General features: G+C 58.7%; 17 protein-coding genes. 14 read left to right on the forward strand and 3 right to left on the reverse strand.

Translation table 11 applies throughout. The annotated features are described in order from the left end of the window. Positions 1-10 precede the first annotated feature (10 nt). Entirely contained in the window at positions 11-1594 is a 1584-nt protein-coding gene (hpxW, locus tag KW829_RS08305) for an oxamate amidohydrolase (protein ID WP_218308001.1), read from the reverse strand. A gap of 143 nt (positions 1595-1737) precedes the next feature. Here hpxW and hpxU point away from each other — a divergent pair, with 143 nt between their 5' ends. From hpxU to hpxK, 7 genes are all read left to right on the forward strand, one after another. After that, positions 1738-2577, forward strand: a complete 840-nt coding sequence (gene hpxU, locus KW829_RS08310) for a MurR/RpiR family transcriptional regulator HpxU (RefSeq protein ID WP_010429427.1) — start codon at positions 1738-1740, stop codon at positions 2575-2577. A 191-nt stretch (positions 2578-2768) separates the two neighbouring features. Then, a complete protein-coding gene (locus KW829_RS08315; protein WP_010429429.1) occupies positions 2769-3551 on the forward strand; it encodes a transporter substrate-binding domain-containing protein in 783 nt (260 codons plus the stop codon). Between the two features lie 4 nt (positions 3552-3555). After that, positions 3556-4221: an amino acid ABC transporter permease gene (locus tag KW829_RS08320; RefSeq protein WP_182402822.1), complete on the forward strand. Its 666-nt coding sequence runs from the start codon at positions 3556-3558 to the stop codon at positions 4219-4221. After that, entirely contained in the window at positions 4221-4877 is a 657-nt protein-coding gene (locus KW829_RS08325; RefSeq protein WP_071787484.1) for an amino acid ABC transporter permease, read from the forward strand. Before KW829_RS08320 ends, KW829_RS08325 begins: the two co-directional genes overlap by 1 nt. Then, the gene (locus KW829_RS08330; RefSeq protein WP_010429436.1) at positions 4858-5595 is read left to right on the forward strand and encodes an amino acid ABC transporter ATP-binding protein; all 738 of its coding nucleotides are present in this window, start codon (positions 4858-4860) and stop codon (positions 5593-5595) included. The genes KW829_RS08325 and KW829_RS08330 overlap by 20 nt, the downstream gene beginning before the upstream one ends. 13 nt (positions 5596-5608) lie before the next feature. Next, entirely contained in the window at positions 5609-6850 is a 1242-nt protein-coding gene (locus KW829_RS08335) for an alanine--glyoxylate aminotransferase family protein (RefSeq protein WP_218308002.1), read from the forward strand. Next, positions 6847-8085 carry an allantoate amidohydrolase gene (gene hpxK / locus KW829_RS08340; protein WP_218308003.1) on the forward strand — a complete coding sequence of 413 codons (1239 nt, stop codon included), beginning with the start codon at positions 6847-6849 and terminating at the stop codon, positions 8083-8085. Before KW829_RS08335 ends, hpxK begins: the two co-directional genes overlap by 4 nt. Here hpxK and KW829_RS08345 read toward each other — a convergent pair. Next, positions 8082-9197, reverse strand: coding sequence for an ABC transporter ATP-binding protein (locus KW829_RS08345; protein WP_010429441.1), 1116 nt, complete (start codon positions 9195-9197; stop codon positions 8082-8084). The two genes, hpxK and KW829_RS08345, sit on opposite strands and share 4 nt — an antisense overlap. Positions 9198-9518: 321 nt before the next feature. Between KW829_RS08345 and KW829_RS08350 the strand changes: the two genes are divergently transcribed. The 6 genes from KW829_RS08350 (at position 9519) to KW829_RS08375 (ending at position 17060) form a co-directional block, all read left to right on the forward strand. Further along, the gene (locus KW829_RS08350) at positions 9519-10733 is read left to right on the forward strand and encodes an extracellular solute-binding protein (RefSeq protein ID WP_042715476.1); all 1215 of its coding nucleotides are present in this window, start codon (positions 9519-9521) and stop codon (positions 10731-10733) included. 57 nt (positions 10734-10790) lie between these two features. Beyond that, positions 10791-12095: a carbohydrate ABC transporter permease gene (locus KW829_RS08355; RefSeq protein ID WP_024909615.1), complete on the forward strand. Its 1305-nt coding sequence runs from the start codon at positions 10791-10793 to the stop codon at positions 12093-12095. A gap of 11 nt (positions 12096-12106) precedes the next feature. Next, on the forward strand, positions 12107-12958 hold the full coding sequence (locus KW829_RS08360) for a sugar ABC transporter permease (RefSeq protein ID WP_059311087.1): 852 nt from the start codon (positions 12107-12109) through the stop codon (positions 12956-12958). Between the two features lie 2 nt (positions 12959-12960). Beyond that, a complete protein-coding gene (locus KW829_RS08365) occupies positions 12961-14163 on the forward strand; it encodes an arabinogalactan endo-beta-1,4-galactanase (protein WP_218308004.1) in 1203 nt (400 codons plus the stop codon). A gap of 29 nt (positions 14164-14192) precedes the next feature. Further along, positions 14193-16250, forward strand: coding sequence for a beta-galactosidase (locus KW829_RS08370; protein WP_218308005.1), 2058 nt, complete (start codon positions 14193-14195; stop codon positions 16248-16250). 567 nt (positions 16251-16817) lie between these two features. After that, positions 16818-17060 (forward strand): glucose PTS transporter subunit EIIB, encoded by a 243-nt coding sequence (locus KW829_RS08375; RefSeq protein WP_072250618.1) that lies wholly within the window; start codon positions 16818-16820, stop codon positions 17058-17060. 104 nt (positions 17061-17164) lie between these two features. On the opposite strand, the gene KW829_RS08380 is transcribed toward KW829_RS08375, so the two are convergent. Further along, positions 17165-18430 carry a maltoporin gene (locus KW829_RS08380; RefSeq protein WP_010429455.1) on the reverse strand — a complete coding sequence of 422 codons (1266 nt, stop codon included), beginning with the start codon at positions 18428-18430 and terminating at the stop codon, positions 17165-17167. A gap of 269 nt (positions 18431-18699) precedes the next feature. Between KW829_RS08380 and KW829_RS08385 the strand changes: the two genes are divergently transcribed. After that, on the forward strand, positions 18700-19776 hold the full coding sequence (locus KW829_RS08385; RefSeq protein ID WP_010429458.1) for a LacI family DNA-binding transcriptional regulator: 1077 nt from the start codon (positions 18700-18702) through the stop codon (positions 19774-19776). The last annotated feature ends 16 nt before the right edge of the window (positions 19777-19792 follow it).

Here is a 19792-nt window from a genome sequence, read left to right on the forward strand (position 1 = left end):
TGTTTTCTCCTCAGAATCCGGCGGCCGCGCCGTTGCTGCGCGGGTCAAATGCCCCTTCGAACAGCCCGTTGGGGTGGCGGACAATCGCGCCCGCGTGGCCCATCGCTTCACTGAAGTCCGGGAACATTTCTACCTCATGTCCCCGCGCGCGGAGCTGCGAGACCGTCTCAGCGCTAAAGCTCCCTTCAAGTTTTAATGTGTCCGAGGTTTGTCCCCAGGTGCGACCCAGCAGCCAGCGCGGGCGGGAAATGCTTTCCTGTAAAGGCACGCCCTGAATCGCGTAGCGGGTAAAGAGCGCAGCCTGGGTTTGCGGCTGTCCGTCACCGCCCATCGATCCGTAGACCATCACTCGCCCATCCTTAAGACGCGCCGCCGCCGGGTTCAGGGTATGGAAGGGCTGCTTGCCCGGCGCGAGGGCCAGAAGATGATTGGGATCGAGGCTGAACGATGCGCCCCGGTTCTGCCAGACGATGCCGGTGTCGGGCAGCACCACGCCGCTGCCGAACTCGTGATAGATACTCTGGATAAACGACACGGCGAGCCCGCTGTTATCCATTACCCCCATCCACACCGTATCGCCGGGGCCTTTTCCGGTGCCCCACGGCGCGGCGCGGCTATCGTCAACCCTGTTGGCAAGCGCCTGCAGAGCGGCGGGATCCAGCAGTTTCTGAACATCGGTTTTCAGCTCGCGCGGGTCGGTGATGTGGGCATCGCGCAGGCCAAAGGCCAGTTTGGTGGCTTCAACGATGCGGTGAATGGTGTCGGCATCGTCGGCCTCCGCCATGTTCAGACAATCGGTGATGCCGAGTATCGCCAGCGAGACCAGCCCCTGCGTCGGCGGGGCGTGGTTAAAGATCTCCCCCTGCTGATGCTGCAGCCTCAGCGGCGCAGTGCGCCGGGAAGAATGCGCGTGTAAATCGGCCAGCGTCACGGGCAGGCCCAGCGTCTCCATGCCGTGCGCCAGTACGTTCGCCAGCGGGCCGCGATAAAAGCTGTCCAGACCGTCTTCCACCAAACGCGTCAACGTTGTGGCCATGGCGGGCTGGTAAAACCGGCTCCCGACCTGCGGCGGCTTACCGTCCACCAGCCAGGTTTCCGCGAAGCCGGGGATGGCCTTCAGTTCGTCGAATTTACTGGCCGTGGCATGGGCCTGAGAGGCCGTGACCGGGGTGCCGTTCTGCGCATAGTCAATGGCGTCGGCCAGCAGGCGAGCCAGCGGCAGCGCCTTGCCGGTCATCTCGCGGGAAACCTTCAGCGCCTCGTCCCAGCCGCTCACCGTACCGGCGACGGTCAGCGCCGCACGGGGCCCGCGATGGGGAATATGCGCCAGCCCGTCGTAGGCGGCGAGCGTTGCCAGCGATCCCGCCGCGCCGCTGGCATCAATGGCGACAGGTTCGCCTTCCGGCGGCACGATGAGCCAGAAGCCATCGCCGCCCAGCCCGTTCATGTGCGGATAAACCACGGCAATGGTGGCCGCCGCGGCGACCATTGCCTCTATCGCGCTGCCGCCTTCGCGTAGCACCGCCAGCGCGCTCTGGCTGGCGAGATGGTGGGGCGCAACGGCCATGCCGTGCGTGGAGACATTACTTTGCATGAAGCGTCCTCGTAACCCTGAAAGTAACAAGGTGCTGCAAAAGCTGTTCCAGTTCTGAAAGAAAAGTTTCAGTAAACTGGCACGTATAATGAATACGCAGAATAAAAGGTACAATGTAATGAAACAAAAGTTACAGAGGCGCTATGGAACAGTTAGATGAACGTCTGAAAGCACAGTACCCGTCGCTGTCGCCGCAGGAGCAGCGGGTGGCGGATTTTATTTTCGACCATTTTGACGATCTCATTAGCTACAACAGCGCCGAGCTGGCGCAGCTGAGCGGAGTGTCGAAAGCCACGGTCAGCCGTCTGTTTAAGCGTCTGGGCTATGAGAAATATAAGGACATGCGCGACGAGCTGCGCACCCTGCGCCAGAGCGGGATGCCGCTCACCGATAACCGCGACGCGGTGCAGGGCAATACGCTGCTGGCGCGCCACTATAAGCAAGAGATGGCGAACCTGACCCAGTGGGTCAATGCCCTCGACGCGCAGCAGTTTGCCGATGCCATGGCCTGCATGGTGAAGGCGCGGCGCATCGTCATTATCGGCATGCGTAACGCCTATCCGGCGGCGCTGCACCTGCGCCAGCAGCTGCTGCAGGCGCGCGGTCAGGTGCTGGTCCTGCCGCAGCCGGGGCAGAGCCTGAGCGAGGAGCTGGTGGATTTAACGCCGGAGGATCTGGTGGTCATGATGGCCTTTCGCCGCCGCCCGCGCATTATCCGCCCGCTGATGCAGCAGCTTCAGAGCAGCGGCATTCCGGTGCTGCTGATGTGCGAGCCGCAGGCGCACAGCCTGTTCCCGCTGGCGAGCTGGCAGCTCTGCGCCCCTCTGGACAGCGTCTCGGCCTATGACAGCTACTCCTCGGTCAACAGTCTGATCAATCTGCTGGCGAATGCTTTCCTGCATGAAATTCTTGATAAAGGCCGTCCGCGCATTCACGACATTGCTTCCCTCTACCAGCAGCTGGACGAACTCGAACAGCGATAATGGGGCATCAGACTGGTGCTTTGCATTAAAATGGTGCAGATGTCGGGTCGGGAAAACGCACGTTTTTTCGACCCGTCCGCGTTTTATCAGGCTTTACAAGAATATTCCCCGCTTCGCTTTATCTGGCACATTAGTTGCAAAATCACATTCAAAGAATCTTTTGTTTCATGTTAACGTTACGGGGAAGCACCATGAAAAAATTGTTGATTGCACTGGCCGGGGCCGCATGCCTCTTCACACAGCTGCCGGCAAAGGCTGACCAGCTTCAGGATATTGAGAAGCGCGGCACTATCCGCATTGCCGTTCCGCAGGACTTCCCGCCGTTTGGCTCGGTGGGGACCGATCTGCAGCCGCAGGGCTATGACATCGACATGGCGCGCTATCTGGCCAAACAGATGAAGCTCAAGCTGCAGCTGGTGCCGGTGACCAGCGCCAACCGCGTGCCGTACCTGCAAACCGATAAGGTGGATCTGGTCATTTCAAGCCTCGGTAAAAACCCGGAGCGCGAGAAGGTGATCGACTTCAGCCGCGCCTACGCGCCGTTCTTCCTCGGCGTGTTTGGCCCGAAAGGTGCCGAGCTGAAAGACGCAGCCGCGCTGAGCGGAAAAACCATCGGCGTGACGCGCGGGGCGGTGGAGGACATGGTGCTGACCGGCCTGGCGCCGAAAGACGCGGACGTGAAGCGCTACGAAGACAACAACACCACGCTCTCCGCCTACCTCTCCGGCCAGGTGCAGTACGTGGCAACCGGCAACCTCGTGGTGGCGGCCATTTCGCGCCAGAACGCGGATAAAGCCCCGGTGCCGAGTTTTATGCTGAAAGATTCGCCGTGCTTTATTGGCCTGAAGAAAAACGAACCGGCCCTGAAGGCAAAAGTGGATGCGCTGATTGAGCAGGGCATTAAGGACGGCACGCTGAACGGCCTGTCCGAGCAATGGCTGAAGGCCCCGCTACCGGCAAGCCTCGGCGTTTAAGTCTATGGCTGAGCAACTCGATTTTTCAGCGCTCTGGCCGTACTGGCCGGAGCTGCTGGCGGGGCTGTGGGTCACCGTTCAGCTGACGGTGATGGCAACCGTCGGCGGGCTGGCAACAGGGATTTTCGGGGCGGCGATCCGCAGCGGACGCACCACCTGGTTCAGCCGGCTCTGGGGCGGCTACGTGGAAATCATCCGCAACACGCCGTTTGTGGTACAGCTGTTTTTCATCGTCTTCGGCCTGCCGAATCTGGGGCTGAAGATGACGGCGGGGGAAGCGGCGCTGCTGGCCATGGTGGTGAACCTCGGCGCGTACAGCACCGAGATTATCCGCGCGGGCATTCAGGTCACGCCGAAAGGGCAGTGGGAAGCCGGACGCGTGCTGGGGCTGACCCGCCTGCAGACCTTTATTCGCGTGGTGCTGCCGCCCGCGCTGCAGCGCATTTACCCGGCGCTGGTGAGCCAGTGCATCATCGTGATGCTCGGCTCGTCGGTGGTGTCGCAGGTCTCGTATGAAGAGCTGACCTTCGCCGCCAACCTGATCCAGTCCAGAACGTTTCTGAGCTTTGAGGTTTATCTGGTGACAACCGGCATTTACTTAGCGCTGTCGATTACTCTGCGCCAGCTGATGATGGCGGCAGGACGCAAATGGCTGGGGGTGCAGGCATGATGACCACCTTTACCGACTGGGACATTATTCGCAACCTGCTGCTGGCCGGGCGCTGGACGGTGCTGCTGTCGCTGGTGGCGTTCGTCGGCGGCGCGGCGGTGACGCTGCCGCTCCTGCTGCTGCGCCTGACGGGCGGGCGCGCGGTGAGGCGCATTATCCGCGGCTATATCGAGCTGTTTCAGGGCACGCCGCTGCTGATGCAGCTGTTCCTGGCCTTCTTTGGCGTGGCGCTGTTCGGCATCGACGTTTCGCCGTGGACCGCCGCCTCGCTGGCGTTAACCTTCTACACCAGCGCGTTTCTGCTCGACATCTGGTTTGGCAGTATTCGCGCCTTGCCAAAAGGGCAGTGGGAAGCGTCGCGCTGTCTGGGGCTGACCTTTGGCCAGACCCTGTTTCGCGTGGTCGCCCCGCAGGCGCTGCGCATAGGCATCGCCCCGACGGTCGGTTTTGCCGTGCAGGTGATCAAAGGCACCGCGCTGGCGTCGATCATCGGCTTTATCGAGCTGACCAAGGCCGGGACCATGCTGACCAACGTGACGTATCAGCCGTTTAAGGTCTTTGCGCTGGTGGCGCTCGGCTACTTTATTCTGTGTTATCCGCTGTCGCGCTACAGCCGCTATCTGGAGACGAAATTCAATGCCTCTCATCACCATTAATCAGGTGCAGAAGTACTACGGCGAAAACCACGTGCTCAAGGGCGTCGATCTGGATATCGACATGGGCCAGGTGATCTCCATTATCGGGCGCAGCGGGTCGGGCAAAAGCACGCTGCTGCGCTGTATCAACGGGCTGGAAGGGTATCAGGACGGCAGCATCAAGCTGGGCGGCATGACCATTACCGACCGGGATTCTCAGGCGCGTGAAATCAGCCGCTCGGTCGGGATGGTGTTCCAGAGCTTCAACCTGTTCCCGCACATGACGGCGCTGGAAAACGTGATGCTGGCCCCGCGTCGGGTGCTGAAGAAAAGCGCCGCCGAATGCCGCGAGCTGGCGCAGCGCATGCTGGAAAAAGTCGGCCTCGGTGACCGTCTGGATTACTACCCGTCGAGCCTCTCCGGCGGCCAGCAGCAGCGCGTGGCGATTGCCCGGGCGCTGGCCATGTCGCCGAAAGTTTTACTCTGTGATGAGATCACCTCCGCGCTTGACCCGGAGCTGGTGGGCGAAGTGCTCAAGGTGCTGGAGCAGCTGGCCGCCGAGGGGATGACGCTGATACTTGTTACCCATGAAATGAATTTTGCCCGCGAAGTGGGCGACCGCGTGGTGTTTATGCACCAGGGGAAAGTCTGGGAGCAGGGCGACAGCAAAACGCTGTTCGCCAACCCGCAGACCACGGAACTGAAGCAGTTCATCTCCTCCGTGCGCGGCCTCAACTGATAAGGACTTAACAATGGATATCGCACAATTTCCGCAAATCAATCCGCCCCAGCGCCTGCTGATGGGGCCGGGCCCGATCAACGCCGACCCGCGCGTGCTGCGCGCCATGTCGAGCCAGCTGATCGGACAGTACGATCCGGCCATGACCCACTACATGAACGAGGTGATGGCGCTCTATCGCGGGGTGTTCCGCACCGAGAACCGCTGGACGATGCTGGTGGACGGCACCTCCCGCGCGGGAATTGAAGCCGTCCTGGTCTCCGCCATTCGCCCGGGAGATAAGGTGCTGGTGCCGGTCTTTGGCCGCTTTGGTCACCTGCTGTGCGAAATTGCCCGCCGCTGCCGCGCGGAGGTGCATACCATTGAGGTGCCGTGGGGCGAGGTGTTCACGCCGGACCAGGTCGAGGATGCGATTAAGCGTATTCGTCCGCGCCTGCTGCTGACCGTGCAGGGCGACACCTCCACAACCATGCTGCAGCCGCTTGCGGAGCTTGGGGCCATCTGCCGCCGCTACGACGTGCTGTTCTACACCGACGCCACCGCGTCGCTCGGCGGCAACGCGCTGGAGACCGACGCCTGGGGGCTGGACGCCGTCTCGGCCGGGATGCAGAAGTGCCTCGGCGGCCCGTCGGGCACATCGCCGATCACCCTGAGCGCGCGCATGGAGGAGGCGATCCGCCGCCGCAAATGCGTTGAGGAAGGCATTCGCACCGACGCCCACCGCGACGGCGACGAGGAGATGATCTACTCCAACTATTTCGATCTCGGCATGGTGATGGACTACTGGGGGCCGGAGCGGCTGAACCACCACACCGAAGCCACGACCGCGCTGTTTGGCGCCCGCGAATGCGCGCGGCTGATCCTGCAGGAAGGGCTGGATAACGGCATCGCGCGTCACAAGCTGCACGGCGATGCATTGCTGAAGGGCATTCAGGCGATGGGGCTGGAGACCTTCGGCGATCTGAAGCACAAGATGAACAACGTGCTGGGCGTGGTGATACCGCAGGGCGTCAACGGCGACCAGGTGCGCAAGCTGATGCTGGAGGATTTCGGGATTGAAATCGGCACCTCCTTTGGCCCGCTTCACGGCAAAGTGTGGCGCATTGGCACCATGGGCTACAACGCGCGCAAGGACTGCGTGATGACTACCCTGAGCGCGCTGGAGTCGGTGCTGAACTACCTGAAGTTCACCACCACGCAGGGTGCCGCCATGCAGGCCGCGTGGGACCACTATCGCCGCGAGACGCCGCAATGAACCCGGCAGCAGAACGGGTGATGGCGCGTGCCGACGCGCTGGCCGCCATCAGCGAAACCCCGGATGCGCTGACAAGGGTGTACCTCTCGGCGCAGCATCTGCAGGCCAACCAGCTGGTCGGCGAGTGGATGCGCCAGGCGGGAATGACCGTCTGGCAGGACAGCGTGGGCAATATCTGTGGACGCTATGAGGGCGCGCAGGAAGGGGCGCAGGCAGTGCTGCTCGGCTCGCATCTGGATACCGTGCGCAACGCCGGGCGCTACGACGGTATGCTCGGCGTGCTCGCGGCCATTGAGGTGGTGGACAGCCTGCATCAGCAGGGGCGGCATCTGGCCCAGGCGATCGAGATTGTCGGGTTTGGCGACGAAGAGGGCACCCGTTTTGGGATCACCCTGCTAGGCAGCCGGGGCATTACGGGCACCTGGCCGCAGGGCTGGCTGGAGACGTGTGATGCCGGTGGCATCAGCGTGGCGCAGGCGATGGTGCAGGCGGGACTCGATCCCGCCCGCGTGGCGCTGGCGGCACGCCATCAGGACGATTTCAGCGCCTGTCTGGAGCTGCACATCGAACAGGGCCCGTGCCTGGAGCAGGAAGGGCTGGCGCTGGGCGTGGTGGAAGCCATTAACGGTGCGCGCCGCCTCAGCTGCCGCTTCACCGGGGAAGCCGGACACGCGGGTACCGTGCCGATGAATCACCGTAAGGATGCCCTTGCCGCCGCCGCCGAGTGGATGGTGCTGATCGAAAACACCACCCGACAACGCGGTGGCAATCTGGTGGCGACGGTCGGGGAACTGCGCTGCCTGCCCGGCGCGGTCAACGTGATCCCCGGTGAGGTTGCGCTCTCGCTGGATATTCGCGGCCCGCAGGATGCCCCGCTGGACGCGCTGCTCGCGGAACTGCTGGCGCAGGCGCAGGCCATTGCCGCTCGTCGCGGGCTGAGCTTTAGCGCCGAGGAGTTTTACCGTATCGCTGCCACGCCGTGCGATGTGCGTTTGCAGGATCTGCTGGGACAGGCCGTTGAGTCGGTGCAGGGGCGCTCATTATCGCTGCCGAGCGGTGCCGGGCATGACACCATCGCGCTGGCAGAACGCTGGCCGGTCGGGATGCTGTTTGTGCGCTGCAGGGGGGGCGTCAGCCACCATCCGGCGGAATCGGTGATGGCTGAGGATGTTGCCCTGGCGATTGAGGCGTTTGGGCGGGCGGTGAGAAAGCTGGCTGACGGTGGCGCGCGTTAAGCCACCGAACGCACCGCATCGTCGATATCCGCGCTCACCCGGACATCCTGCTCGTCAAAGACCATGCAGTGGCGATCGTCGAAGGCCACGTCTATCTTCTGCCAGGGCGCGAACTTCACGTCGCCCGGCAGCAAGATCTTCACGTTGTCATGGCCGTAGCATTGTCCAAACAGGTAAGTATTGTTCCCCAGCCGCTCCACTACTTCACAGCTAAATTCCAGCCGCGTGCCGCGGTGAAGGTCAGTGGTTAAATGTTCCGGACGGATGCCCAGCGTGACCTGACTGCCCGGCTGCAGCGGTGTGGTGGTTATCGCGAGCGTGAGCGACTTCTGCTGCGACAACCTGACGGTGAACTTGCCCGGCTGCCAGGCCTCAACGGTCGCCGGCAGAAAGTTCATCTTCGGAGAACCGATAAACCCGGCGACAAACTTATTCGCCGGTTTGTAATAGAGATCCATCGGGGCGCCCATCTGCTCAACCTTGCCGTAGTTCATGACCACAATTTTGTCGGCCAGGGTCATCGCTTCGATCTGGTCGTGCGTGACATACACCATGGTGGTTTTCAGCTCCTGATGCAGGCGGGCGAGGTGCAGGCGCATCTCCACGCGCAGTTCGGCATCCAGGTTGGAAAGCGGCTCATCGAACATAAAGACGCGCGGGTTACGCACGATAGCGCGGCCAATCGCGACGCGCTGGCGCTGGCCGCCGGAGAGCTGTTTGGGCTTGCGGTCCAGCAGGTGGGAGAGCTGCAGCGTTTTGGCGACCATCTCGACCTGATGGCGGATCTGATCTTTCGGCACTTTATTCACCTTCAGCCCGTAGCCCATGTTTTCGGCCACCGTCATATGCGGATAGAGCGCGTAGGACTGAAAGACCATCGCCACACCCCGATGGGAAGGGGCGATGTCGTTCATTACCTCGTTACCGATCAGCACCTCACCCTCGCTTATCTCCTCCAGCCCGGCAATCATGCGCAGCATAGTGGATTTGCCACAGCCGGAAGGCCCGACGAATACGGCAAACTCACCGTCCTCAATATCAAGATTAACGTTGTGGAGCGTGACGGTGTCGCCAAAGCGCTTGGTGACATTCCTCAATTGTATGTTCGACATCAGTGTTCCCCAGGTAAACCGCCGAGCATGTTTTACGTATAACAATTGTGTTCAACGTGGTCGGACGGTGCAATTTGTCTGCCTTGACTATAACTTCCAGCATTCATGCGCCCTATATAGATATTCCATTAATGTTATGACGATCACACAACTTACAGTTTTATGTAGAGTTATCATGATGTGAAGGGTAGCGTATAACAAACCAAAGGCATTTGGTGTCAGACGTGCAACGCCAGTTTTATCAGGATATATAGCGGGGTTTGTAGGGCGTCAGATGCAATAACAACCATAAAATTGTTATACCTTCACATGAGGTTGATAATGAAAAAGAACATACTCGCTGCTCTGATCCTCTCTACGCTCGCGGTACAGGCTCACGCCACCGCGCAGCTTAACGTCTGGGAAGACATCAAGAAGTCGTCCGGTATTAAAGATGCGGTCGCGGACTTTGAAAAACAGTACGACGTTAAGGTCAACGTGCAGGAAACCCCTTACGCACAGCAGCTGGAAAAACTGCGCCTGGACGGCCCGGCAGGCATTGGCCCGGACGTGCTGGTCATTCCTAACGATCAGCTGGGCGGCGCCGTCGTGCAAGGGTTATTGACCCCCCTGAATCTGGAGGCTAAGCAGACCGAACAGTACACCCCGGCCTCGATTAACGCCTTCAAAATGGATAACGCCCTCTACGGCGTGCCGAAAGCGGTTGAGACGTTGGTGCTGATCTACAACAAAGATCTCATCGACAAGCCGCTCAACTCGCTGCAGGACTGGTATGACTTTTCTAAACAGCAGCGCGCAAAAAACCAGTACGGTCTGCTCGCCAAGTTCGATCAGATTTACTACAGCTGGGGCGCGATCTCCCCAATGGGAGGCTACATCTTCGGTCAAAACGGCAAAGGCGGCTACAACGCCAGCGACGTCGGCCTGAACAAGCCGGGCGCGGTAGAAGCCGTGACGTACCTGAAAAAATTCTACGCTGACGGGATCTTTCCGGCGGGGATCGTTGGCGACAACGGCCTGAACGCCATTGACTCCCTGTTCACCGAGAAGAAAGCGGCAGCCGTGATCAACGGGCCGTGGGCGTTCCAGCCGTATGAAGCGGCAGGCATCAATTATGGCGTGGCGCCGCTGCCCACGCTGCCGGACGGCAAGCCAATGAGCTCCTTCCTCGGCGTGAAAGGCTACGTCGTTTCCACCTGGAGCAAGGACAAAGCGCTGGCGCAGAAATTTATCGAATTCATCAACCAGCCGCAGTACGTGAAAACCCGCTACGTGGCCACGCGGGAGATCCCGCCGCTGACCGCAATGATCGACGACCCGGTAATCAAGAACGACGAGAAGGCGAGCGCCGTTGCGGTGCAGGCCGCGCGAGCCACCGCCATGCCGGGTATCCCTGAAATGGGCGAAGTCTGGGGGCCGGCCAACGCCGCGCTGGAGCTAAGCCTGACCGGCAAACAGGATCCCAAAGCCGCGCTGGACAGCGCAGAGAAACAGGTCCAGATGCAAATCGAAGCCATGCAGGCCAGCAACCAGTAATTTTCTGACGTCGCAGAACGGGAGGCCGCTCTCCCGTTTTATTGAAAGGAGTTGTCTGTGAGTATCATCCCGGAAAATTTTGCCAGACCGCACGGGGCCGGGCGTCACGCCTGGACCGGCCTGCTGCTGGCGGTCATCCCCGGCTTCGGCCAGTTCTATCACCGCCAGTGGCTGAAGGGCGTTATCTTCCTGGTGCTGCTGGCCAGTTTTATCGGCGTTTTTGCCGATTTCCTGCGCGAAGGACTTTGGGGGCTGGTGACGCTGGGGGAGGAAGTGCCGCGGGATAACTCCATCTTCCTGCTGGCAGAAGGGATCATTAGCGTACTGATCGCCGCATTTGGCGTGATGGTGTATTACCTGTCGATGCGTGATGCCTGGGTCAACGGTCGAAAACGCGATGAAGGGCTGGGGCTAAACAGCGTGCGTAAGCAGTATCAGATGCTACTGAGCGACGGCTTTCCGTATCTGATGATCACGCCGGGCTTTATTCTGCTGGTGTTTGTGGTGGTTTTCCCGATCCTCTTCGGTTTTGCCATCGCCTTTACTAACTACAATCTTTACCATACGCCGCCGGCTAAGCTGGTGGACTGGGTAGGGTTTAAGAACTTCATCAATATTTTCACGCTCTCCATCTGGCGCTCAACCTTCTTCGACGTGCTGCAGTGGACGGTGGTCTGGACCCTGCTCGCCACCACGCTGCAATGTACCGTGGGCGTGCTGCTGGCTATCCTGGTGAACCAGAAAGACCTGCGCTTTAAGCCGCTTATCCGCACCATCTTCATTCTGCCGTGGGCTGTGCCGGGCTTTGTCACCATTCTGGTGTTTGCCGGAATGTTCAACGACTCTTTCGGTGTGATAAACAATGCCATTCTGGCCTTCTTCGGCATTGCGCCGAAAGCCTGGATGACCGATCCGTTCTGGACCAAAACGGCGCTGATCCTGATGCAGACCTGGCTCGGCTTCCCGTTTGTTTTTGCTATGACAACCGGCGTGCTGCAGGCGATCCCTGACGATCTGTACGAAGCCGCCACCATGGACGGGGCCAGCAGTGCGACCAAGCTGCGCACCATCACGCTGCCGCTGGTGCTGTACTCGATTGCGCCGATTCTGATCACCCAATACACCTTCAACTTCAATAACTTCAACATCATCTACCTGTTCAACAACGGCGGGCCGGCGGTGGTGGGGTCCAATGCGGGTGGGACAGATATCCTGGTGTCGTGGATCTACAAACTCACCATGTCGTCGTCGCAGTACGCGATTGCGGCGACCATCACTATCCTGCTGTCGATCTTTGTCGTCGGCCTGGCGCTGTGGCAGTTCCGCGCCACCAAATCTTTCAAAAACGACGACATGGCGTAAGGGACGTAACAATGGCTCAATCACAAAGTATTAAACGTGAGAAGTGGGTACGCCTCTCGCTCTCCTGGCTGGTTATCGTGCTGGTGTCGACGATTATCATCTACCCGCTGGTGTGGACGGTCGGCGCGTCGTTCAACGCAGGTAATAGCCTGCTCAGCTCCTCAATTATTCCAGAGAACTTTTCGGTGCAGCACTACGCCGACCTGTTTAACGGCCAGGTGAACTACATGACCTGGTACTGGAACTCGATGAAAATCAGCTTTCTGACCATGATGCTGACCTTAATCAGCGTCAGCTTTACCGCCTATGCCTTTTCGCGCTTTCGCTTTAAGGGACGCCAGAACGGGCTGATGCTGTTCCTGCTCCTGCAGATGATCCCCCAGTTCTCGGCGCTGATTGCCATCTTCGTGCTGTCGCAGCTTTTGGGCCTCATCAACAGCCATCTGGCGCTGGTGCTGATCTACGTGGGCGGCATGATCCCGATGAATACCTACCTGATGAAAGGCTACCTCGACGCCATCCCGAAAGATCTGGATGAATCCGCGCGCATGGACGGGGCCAGTAATTTCCGGATTTTCATCGAAATTATCATGCCGCTATCGAAGCCAATTGTGGCGGTGGTGGCGCTGTTCTCCTTCACCGGGCCGCTGGGGGATTTCATCCTCTCCAGCACGATTCTGCGCACCCCGGATAAATACACCTTACCCATCGGGCTTTATAACCTGGTGGCGCAAAAAATGGGTGCCAGCTACACCACCTACGCGGCAGGCGCGGTGTTGATTGCGGTGCCGGTAGCGATCCTCTATCTGGCATTACAAAAATACTTCGTCTCCGGCCTGACCTCCGGGAGTACCAAAGGATAATCATGAAAAGACTCAAACCTGCTTTACTTGCCGTTTGCCTCTCATGTGGCCTGGCCGCGAGCGCGTTTGCTGCGGACGGGGTGCAAACGCGTCCTTTTAACGCCATGCCCGCGGACTTTATCAAGGGGGCGGATATTTCGACGCTGCTGGAAGCGGAACAACACGGCGCCAAATTTTATAACCAGAGCGGCCAGCAGCAGGACGCGCTTGCTATCCTCAAAGCTAACGGCGTGAACACCGTGCGCCTGCGCCTGTGGGTTGATCCGCAGGATGCCGACGGCAACACCTACGGCGGCGGCAGTAATAATCTCGAAAACACCCTCGCGCTGGCGAAGCGCGTAAAGGCGCAGGGCCTGAAGCTGCTGCTCGATTTCCACTACAGCGATTTCTGGACCGATCCGGGAAAACAGTTCAAGCCAAAAGCCTGGGAGAAGATGGACTACCCGCAGCTGAAAACGGTTATTCATGACTATACCCGCGACACGATCGCCCGCTTTAAGAAAGAGGGCGTATTGCCGGACATGGTGCAGATAGGAAACGAAATTAACGGCGGCATGCTGTGGCCGGAAGGAAAAAGCTGGGGGCAGGGCGGCGGTGAATTTGACCGCCTGGCCGGGCTGCTCAACGCCGCGATTGGTGGGCTAAAGGAGAACCTGACCGACGGCGAGCAGGTGAAAATCATGCTCCATCTGGCCGAAGGCACCAAAAATGACACCTTCCGCTGGTGGTTTGATGAAATCACGAAGCGCGACGTGCCGTTCGATATCATCGGCCTGTCGATGTACACCTACTGGAACGGCCCGATTAGCGCGCTGAAGGCCAACATGGATGACATCAGCAGGCGCTATAACAAAGACGTGATTGTGGTGGAAGCGGCCTATGGCTATACGCTGGAGAACTGCGATAACGCCGAGAACAGCTTCCAGGCCAAAGAAGAAAAGGACGGCGGCTATCCCGGCACCGTTCAGGGTCAGTACGATTATATTCACGATTTAATGCAGTCCGTTATTGATGTGCCTGACCGTCGCGGCAAGGGCATCTTTTACTGGGAACCGACCTGGATTGCCGTTCCGGGCACCACGTGGGCCACCAAAACCGGCATGAAATATATCCATGACGAATGGAAAGAGGGTAATGCCCGCGAGAATCAGGCGTTATTTGATTGCCAGGGTAAAGTGCTGCCGTCAATAACGGTATTTAACTAGTTTTTATCTCCATTCAGGACGTTTTAAATATGAATAAATTTGCGCCTTTAAGTCCAAAGGTCGCGGCGTTATTGCATGGCGCCGACTATAACCCGGAGCAATGGGAGAATTACCCCGGTATTATTGAAAAAGATATCGCCATGATGCAGCAGGCGAAATGTAATGTCATGTCGGTGGGGATATTTAGCTGGGCGAAACTGGAGCCGCAGGAAGGGGAATATGATTTTGCCTGGCTGGACAGCATTATTGAAAAACTCTATGCGGCGGGCATTCATATATTTCTCGCTACGCCGAGCGGCGCGCGTCCGGCATGGATGTCGAAAAAATATCCGGAAGTGCTGCGCGTCGGGCGCAACCGCGTCCCCGCGCTGCACGGCGGGCGTCATAACCACTGCATGTCGTCTCCGGTCTACCGCGAAAAGACGATGAAAATTAACAGCCTGCTGGCGGCGCGTTATTCGCATCATCCGGCGGTGCTGGGCTGGCATATCTCCAATGAGTACGGCGGCGAATGCCACTGTAGCCTGTGCCAGGAACGCTTCCGCGACTGGCTAAAGGCGCGCTACAACACCCTCGACGCGCTGAACCATGCGTGGTGGAGCACCTTCTGGAGCCATACCTACACCGATTGGTCGCAGATTGAGTCCCCCGCGCCGCAGGGAGAAATGTCGATTCACGGCCTGAATCTCGACTGGCGCCGCTTCAATACCGCGCAGGTCACCGATTTTTGCCAGCATGAGGTGGCACCGCTGAAGGCCGCCAATGCCGAACTGCCGGTGACAACCAACTTTATGGAGTATTTCTACGATTACGACTACTGGCAGCTGGCGAAAGCGATCGACTTCATCTCCTGGGACAGCTACCCGATGTGGCACAAGGAGAAAGACGAAACGCAGCTGGCCTGCTATACCGCCATGTACCACGACATGATGCGCAGCCTGAAGGGCGGTAAACCCTTTGTGCTGATGGAGTCCACGCCAAGCACCACCAACTGGCAGCCGACCAGCAAGCTGAAAAAGCCGGGGATGCATATTCTCTCCTCTATTCAGGCGGTAGCGCACGGAGCGGATTCGGTGCAGTACTTCCAGTGGCGTAAGAGCCGCGGGTCGGTGGAGAAATTCCACGGTGCGATTATCGATCACGTGGGGCATCTTGATACCCGCGTCGGGCGCGAAGTAACGCGTCTGGGGGAGATGCTGGCGCGTCTGCCTGAGGTGGTGGGGTGCCGCACCGACGCACGCGTGGCCATTATCTTTGACCAGCAAAACCGCTGGGCGCTGGACGATGCCGAAGGCCCGCGCAACATGGGGCTGGAGTACGAAAAAACCGTCAACGAACACTATCGTCCGTTCTGGGAAAAGGGCATCGCGGTCGACGTCATCGACGCTGACGGCGATCTGAGCCGCTACGCGCTAGTGATTGCCCCCATGCTCTACATGGTGCGCGAAGGTTTCGCCGAGCGGGCGGAAGCCTTTGTGGCCGCGGGTGGGCATCTGGTGACGACCTACTGGAGCGGGGTAGTGGATGAGACCGATCTCTGCCACCTCGGCGGTTTCCCGGGCCCGCTGCGCAAGCTCCTCGGCATCTGGGCGGAAGAGATTGACTGCCTGGGCGAGGGGGAGCGAAACCTGGTTCAGGGGCTGGCGGGCAATGCGGCGGGCCTGCAGGGGCCGTATCAGGTCAGGCATCTGTGCGAGCTGATCCATACTGAATCCGCGCAGGCGCTGGCGACCTACCGGGATGATTTCTACGCCGGTCGCCCGGCGGTGACGGTCAACCGCTTCGGCAAAGGCAAGGCGTGGCACGTGGCGTCGCGCAACGACCTGCCGTTCCAGCGCGATTTCTTCGCCGGGATTATCGACGAGCTGGCGCTACCGCGCGCAGTCGAAGGGGATTTCCCTCCGGGCGTGGTCGCCACGGCGCGCACGGATGGCGAAACCGCCTGGGTGTTTGTGCAGAACTACACGGCCCAGCAGCAGCTCATCACGATGCCGCAGGGGTATACCGACTGCATGACCGACGCCGCCGCTGCGGGCGATACCGTGCTGCTGGCGTGGGACTGTCGGGTGCTTAAGCGCAAAGCGTAGTTGATTTTCTCCCTCTCCCTGTGGGCTGAGGAATCCACAGTAATTTTTTAACCGAAAGCGATAAATGTTGCTTCAGGAAAATTAATGGCTTAAAGCGATGCCCTGGTCCGGCTGTAAATCGCCGAGGCGTTTCCGTAAGGCCGGGGCGAGGCGCAGGGATGCGCCGAGAGGGCGTGGCCTGCAGGGATGCAGGCTCATGCCCGACCCGATAGCCTGAAGGAATAAGCTGAGGGTACCGCGAAGCGGCTATTTACCGCCGGGAGCCCGGGTCGCCAGGGCGGCGGCGATTGAGCCGCCATGGCACGTTCACAGGTATTGTCGTTACAGAGTAGCAAGGAACATAAAGTGAACGGAATAACCACCACAGCCGTATGTTCCCCCTCACCCCAGCCCTCTCCCTCAAGGGAGAGGGGGTCGTCTGTGCAGGCATTATTTTGTGGGGATCCCTCTCCCTGTGGGAGAGGGATGGGGTGAGGGCATCAGACCGCGCCGTCCGGGCAAAAAAAGGCACAGAATGCCTGCTCTACGAGCGGGCATTTTTTTATCTGCATAACAGAGAGGCGTATTATGGACAGTCAAATTACTCAGCGTTTAATTCCGGCATTTGGCGGCGACGATAATATCGAGCACGTCGAAGCCTGTATTACCCGCCTGCGCGTGACGGTAAAAGATTTAAATAAGGTCGATTCACAGGCGTTACAGAATGAGGGGGCGCTGGGGGTGATTATTATCGGTCAGCAGGTGCACGCTATATTCGGCAGGCAGTCTGATACATTACGGAAATTATTAGACGAACATTTTAATCAGTAAATATAAAAAAGGGATAGCCAAAGTAATGGCTATCCCAAAGCAGTAAAATAGACTGCAGGTTGCTGGAGATACGATAACGATTAACGCAAATTATGAATTAAGATTTACCACCAGGCCTCGACCTGCACACCAAAGTTCCAGGTATTGTTGGCCGTGCCATCCTCGAAGGATTGCCCTTTTTCGGAGTCATTCAGATAGGAGGCGAACACGCGCAGTTCAGGACGTGACATAAACTCAGGACCGTCTGCCAGGCCCAGCGCGAGGGTGTACTTCTCGCCGCTCTGCTTGTACTTAGTGCCGTCGGTATAAGTATCTTCCTGGTAGAATCCGCCCACTTCGCCAATCAGACGCACGTACTCGGTGAACTGATACTGTGCGCGCCCCACCAGCGATACCAGGCGTGATTTGTCCGTATACTGCGTGGTGTCGTCTGCCGAGCCCCATGTCAGGACGTGGTTAAAGGAGAACTTGTCGGTAATCGGAATTAAGCCGGTGTTAATCACGCGGTAGCCGGTGGCGTCGTTCACGTAGTTCCACATGTCGTACCAGCCCCCACCCTGTGAAACCATGTTCTGGGCCAGACCTTTATTGGCGTACTGCAGCACCAGCTTGTTATAGCCGCCAAACATATCCTGGCTGATCTCACCGGTGACCATCACGCCGTTATCGGCCTCGTACAGCCCGCCGTACTCTTTTTGCTTGTTGGTCGGGTTTGGCATGGCGTAATCAATACCCACTTCCGTCCACGCGCCCGCCCACGGCTTCCAGCCCGCATAGCGAAGGTCAATGTAGTTGATGTTAACGTCGCTGTCGCCATCCACGCGGTAGTCCACGTCGTTAGCATCGCCGCGGATCCACGCAACGGAGACTGCGCCCGGGCCAAGCGTGTAGTTCTCGATACCCGCACCGGAGCCGGAAATATTCCAGTATTTGGTATCAATGATGTGCAGGTCATGGCGCTGGTAGTAGCGCTTACCGCCCCAAATTACCGCATTGGGATCTCCGGGGATCAGCCCCTTGATCTGCAGGTTAAGCTGGCGCAGGCCGAACTGGGCATCGTCATCTAAGGTGGTTTCATTGTCGTTGGAGCCGTCTGATACCATGCTCACCATGCTGTCGAGATAGAAACTGACGTCGTTCTTTTTGTATACCTCGGAGCCTAGCTCCAGTTCGCCGTAGGTGTCGGCCTCGTTACCCAGACGGCCAATTTTGTTTTTTTGCCACTCCTCCATCCCACCATCCCGTGAGACGCCCACACCAGAGCGAAGATATCCATGAAAATCAATCGGTACTGAAGACGCTGCAAACAGCGAAGGCGATGCCAGCGCGGCAGCCAACGCAACAGATACAGAGCGGATCGTCGTGTTCATTGTAACCCTCTTATTGTTTTGTAATACGTTCACAAATCCGCTGTCATAAAATGCCTAAACCCGTTGGCTGGCAATTACACGATCTTAAATGTGTGATTAACTGCAAATAAAATAGACAATTTTGTTACGAGTAATGAGATTGGACACAAATTATGGCATTGTGAGCGTCATACTTTTTGATGGTGTTATGCCCACAGCGAGAGGGTGGTAAGCGTTTTTTTTCAGCACCCCTGTTACAATCAGCGCATAACAACATAAGGAACCGGACCATGAAGTCGAAAAGCGCAACGTTAGAGGACGTGGCACGCCATGCGGGCGTCTCCTATCAGACCGTGTCCAGGGTACTGAATAAGTCTGCGAATGTATCCGACGCCACGCGCAGCAAGGTGGAGAAATCCATAGAGTTATTGCGGTATGTACCCAACCGACTGGCTCAGCAGCTGGTGGGCAAGCAGAGCCAGACCGTTGGGCTGGTGACCATTTCGCTGGCGCTGCACGCGCCTTCGCAGGTTGCGGCGGCGGTGAAACGCTATGCCAATGTGGAAGGCTACCAGGTACTGATCTCAATGATTGATGAGAACGTCAACCACAGCATCCAGGATTCCATCAACGAGCTGAAATCCCAGCTGGTGAGCAAAGTGATCATCAACGTGCCGCTGGAGGCTGAAGCGGCGCAGAAAATCGCCACCGACAACGATGACATTGTCTGCCTGTTCCTCGACGTGGACCCGTACAGTTCCGTGTTTAACGTTTCGTTTAACCCGGCGGACGGCACCCGCGCCAGCGTCAAATATCTTTACGAACTGGGGCATCGCGACATTGCCCTGCTGGCGGGGCCGACGTCTTCCGTCTCGGCGCAGCTGAGGCTGAAAAGCTGGATCGAGACCCTGAAGGGCTACGGCCTGGAGCCAGCATCGGTCATTCGCGGCAACTGGGATGCGCAAAGCGGTTATTCGGGAGCGTTGCAAATGCTGCGGGAGACGGCGCAGTTTACCGCCGTGCTGGTGGCTAACGACCAGATGGCGCTCGGCGTGCTGAGCGCGTTCCATCAGCAGCAGATTTCAATTCCGGGCGAGAAGTCGGTGATTGGCTACGATGACACCTATGAAAGCTCGTTCTTCTACCCGGCGCTGACGACGGTATCGCTGGATTTAGATCTGCAGGGTAAAGAGGCGGTGCGCCGTATTCTCGACAGCGGTGAAGAGAATGCCCAGCGCATGTCCTCGATTTTACCTGCCCGTCTGGTGGTGCGTCAGTCCACCGGGCCAAAAGGGGAAAAGGGGAAAAACCTGCAGGCGCTTGCCCAGCAGTTGCGTGAGATCGCGCATCAGCTCGGCGATGCGTAGCGAAGTGAGCACCTCA

This window comes from Enterobacter sp. ENT02, assembly GCF_019219165.1.
In the GTDB taxonomy this organism is placed as follows: domain Bacteria; phylum Pseudomonadota; class Gammaproteobacteria; order Enterobacterales; family Enterobacteriaceae; genus Enterobacter; species Enterobacter mori.

Coding starts and splice junctions, on each gene's coding strand:
- hpxW (WP_218308001.1), bottom strand. CDS start 1,594: ATGCAAAGTAATGTCTCCACGCACGGCATGGCCGTTGCGCCCCACCAT.
- hpxU (WP_010429427.1), top strand. CDS start 1,738: ATGGAACAGTTAGATGAACGTCTGAAAGCACAGTACCCGTCGCTGTCG.
- KW829_RS08315 (WP_010429429.1), top strand. CDS start 2,769: ATGAAAAAATTGTTGATTGCACTGGCCGGGGCCGCATGCCTCTTCACA.
- KW829_RS08320 (WP_182402822.1), top strand. CDS start 3,556: ATGGCTGAGCAACTCGATTTTTCAGCGCTCTGGCCGTACTGGCCGGAG.
- KW829_RS08325 (WP_071787484.1), top strand. CDS start 4,221: ATGACCACCTTTACCGACTGGGACATTATTCGCAACCTGCTGCTGGCC.
- KW829_RS08330 (WP_010429436.1), top strand. CDS start 4,858: ATGCCTCTCATCACCATTAATCAGGTGCAGAAGTACTACGGCGAAAAC.
- KW829_RS08335 (WP_218308002.1), top strand. CDS start 5,609: ATGGATATCGCACAATTTCCGCAAATCAATCCGCCCCAGCGCCTGCTG.
- hpxK (WP_218308003.1), top strand. CDS start 6,847: ATGAACCCGGCAGCAGAACGGGTGATGGCGCGTGCCGACGCGCTGGCC.
- KW829_RS08345 (WP_010429441.1), bottom strand. CDS start 9,197: ATGTCGAACATACAATTGAGGAATGTCACCAAGCGCTTTGGCGACACC.
- KW829_RS08350 (WP_042715476.1), top strand. CDS start 9,519: ATGAAAAAGAACATACTCGCTGCTCTGATCCTCTCTACGCTCGCGGTA.
- KW829_RS08360 (WP_059311087.1), top strand. CDS start 12,107: ATGGCTCAATCACAAAGTATTAAACGTGAGAAGTGGGTACGCCTCTCG.
- KW829_RS08365 (WP_218308004.1), top strand. CDS start 12,961: ATGAAAAGACTCAAACCTGCTTTACTTGCCGTTTGCCTCTCATGTGGC.
- KW829_RS08370 (WP_218308005.1), top strand. CDS start 14,193: ATGAATAAATTTGCGCCTTTAAGTCCAAAGGTCGCGGCGTTATTGCAT.
- KW829_RS08375 (WP_072250618.1), top strand. CDS start 16,818: ATGGACAGTCAAATTACTCAGCGTTTAATTCCGGCATTTGGCGGCGAC.
- KW829_RS08380 (WP_010429455.1), bottom strand. CDS start 18,430: ATGAACACGACGATCCGCTCTGTATCTGTTGCGTTGGCTGCCGCGCTG.
- KW829_RS08385 (WP_010429458.1), top strand. CDS start 18,700: ATGAAGTCGAAAAGCGCAACGTTAGAGGACGTGGCACGCCATGCGGGC.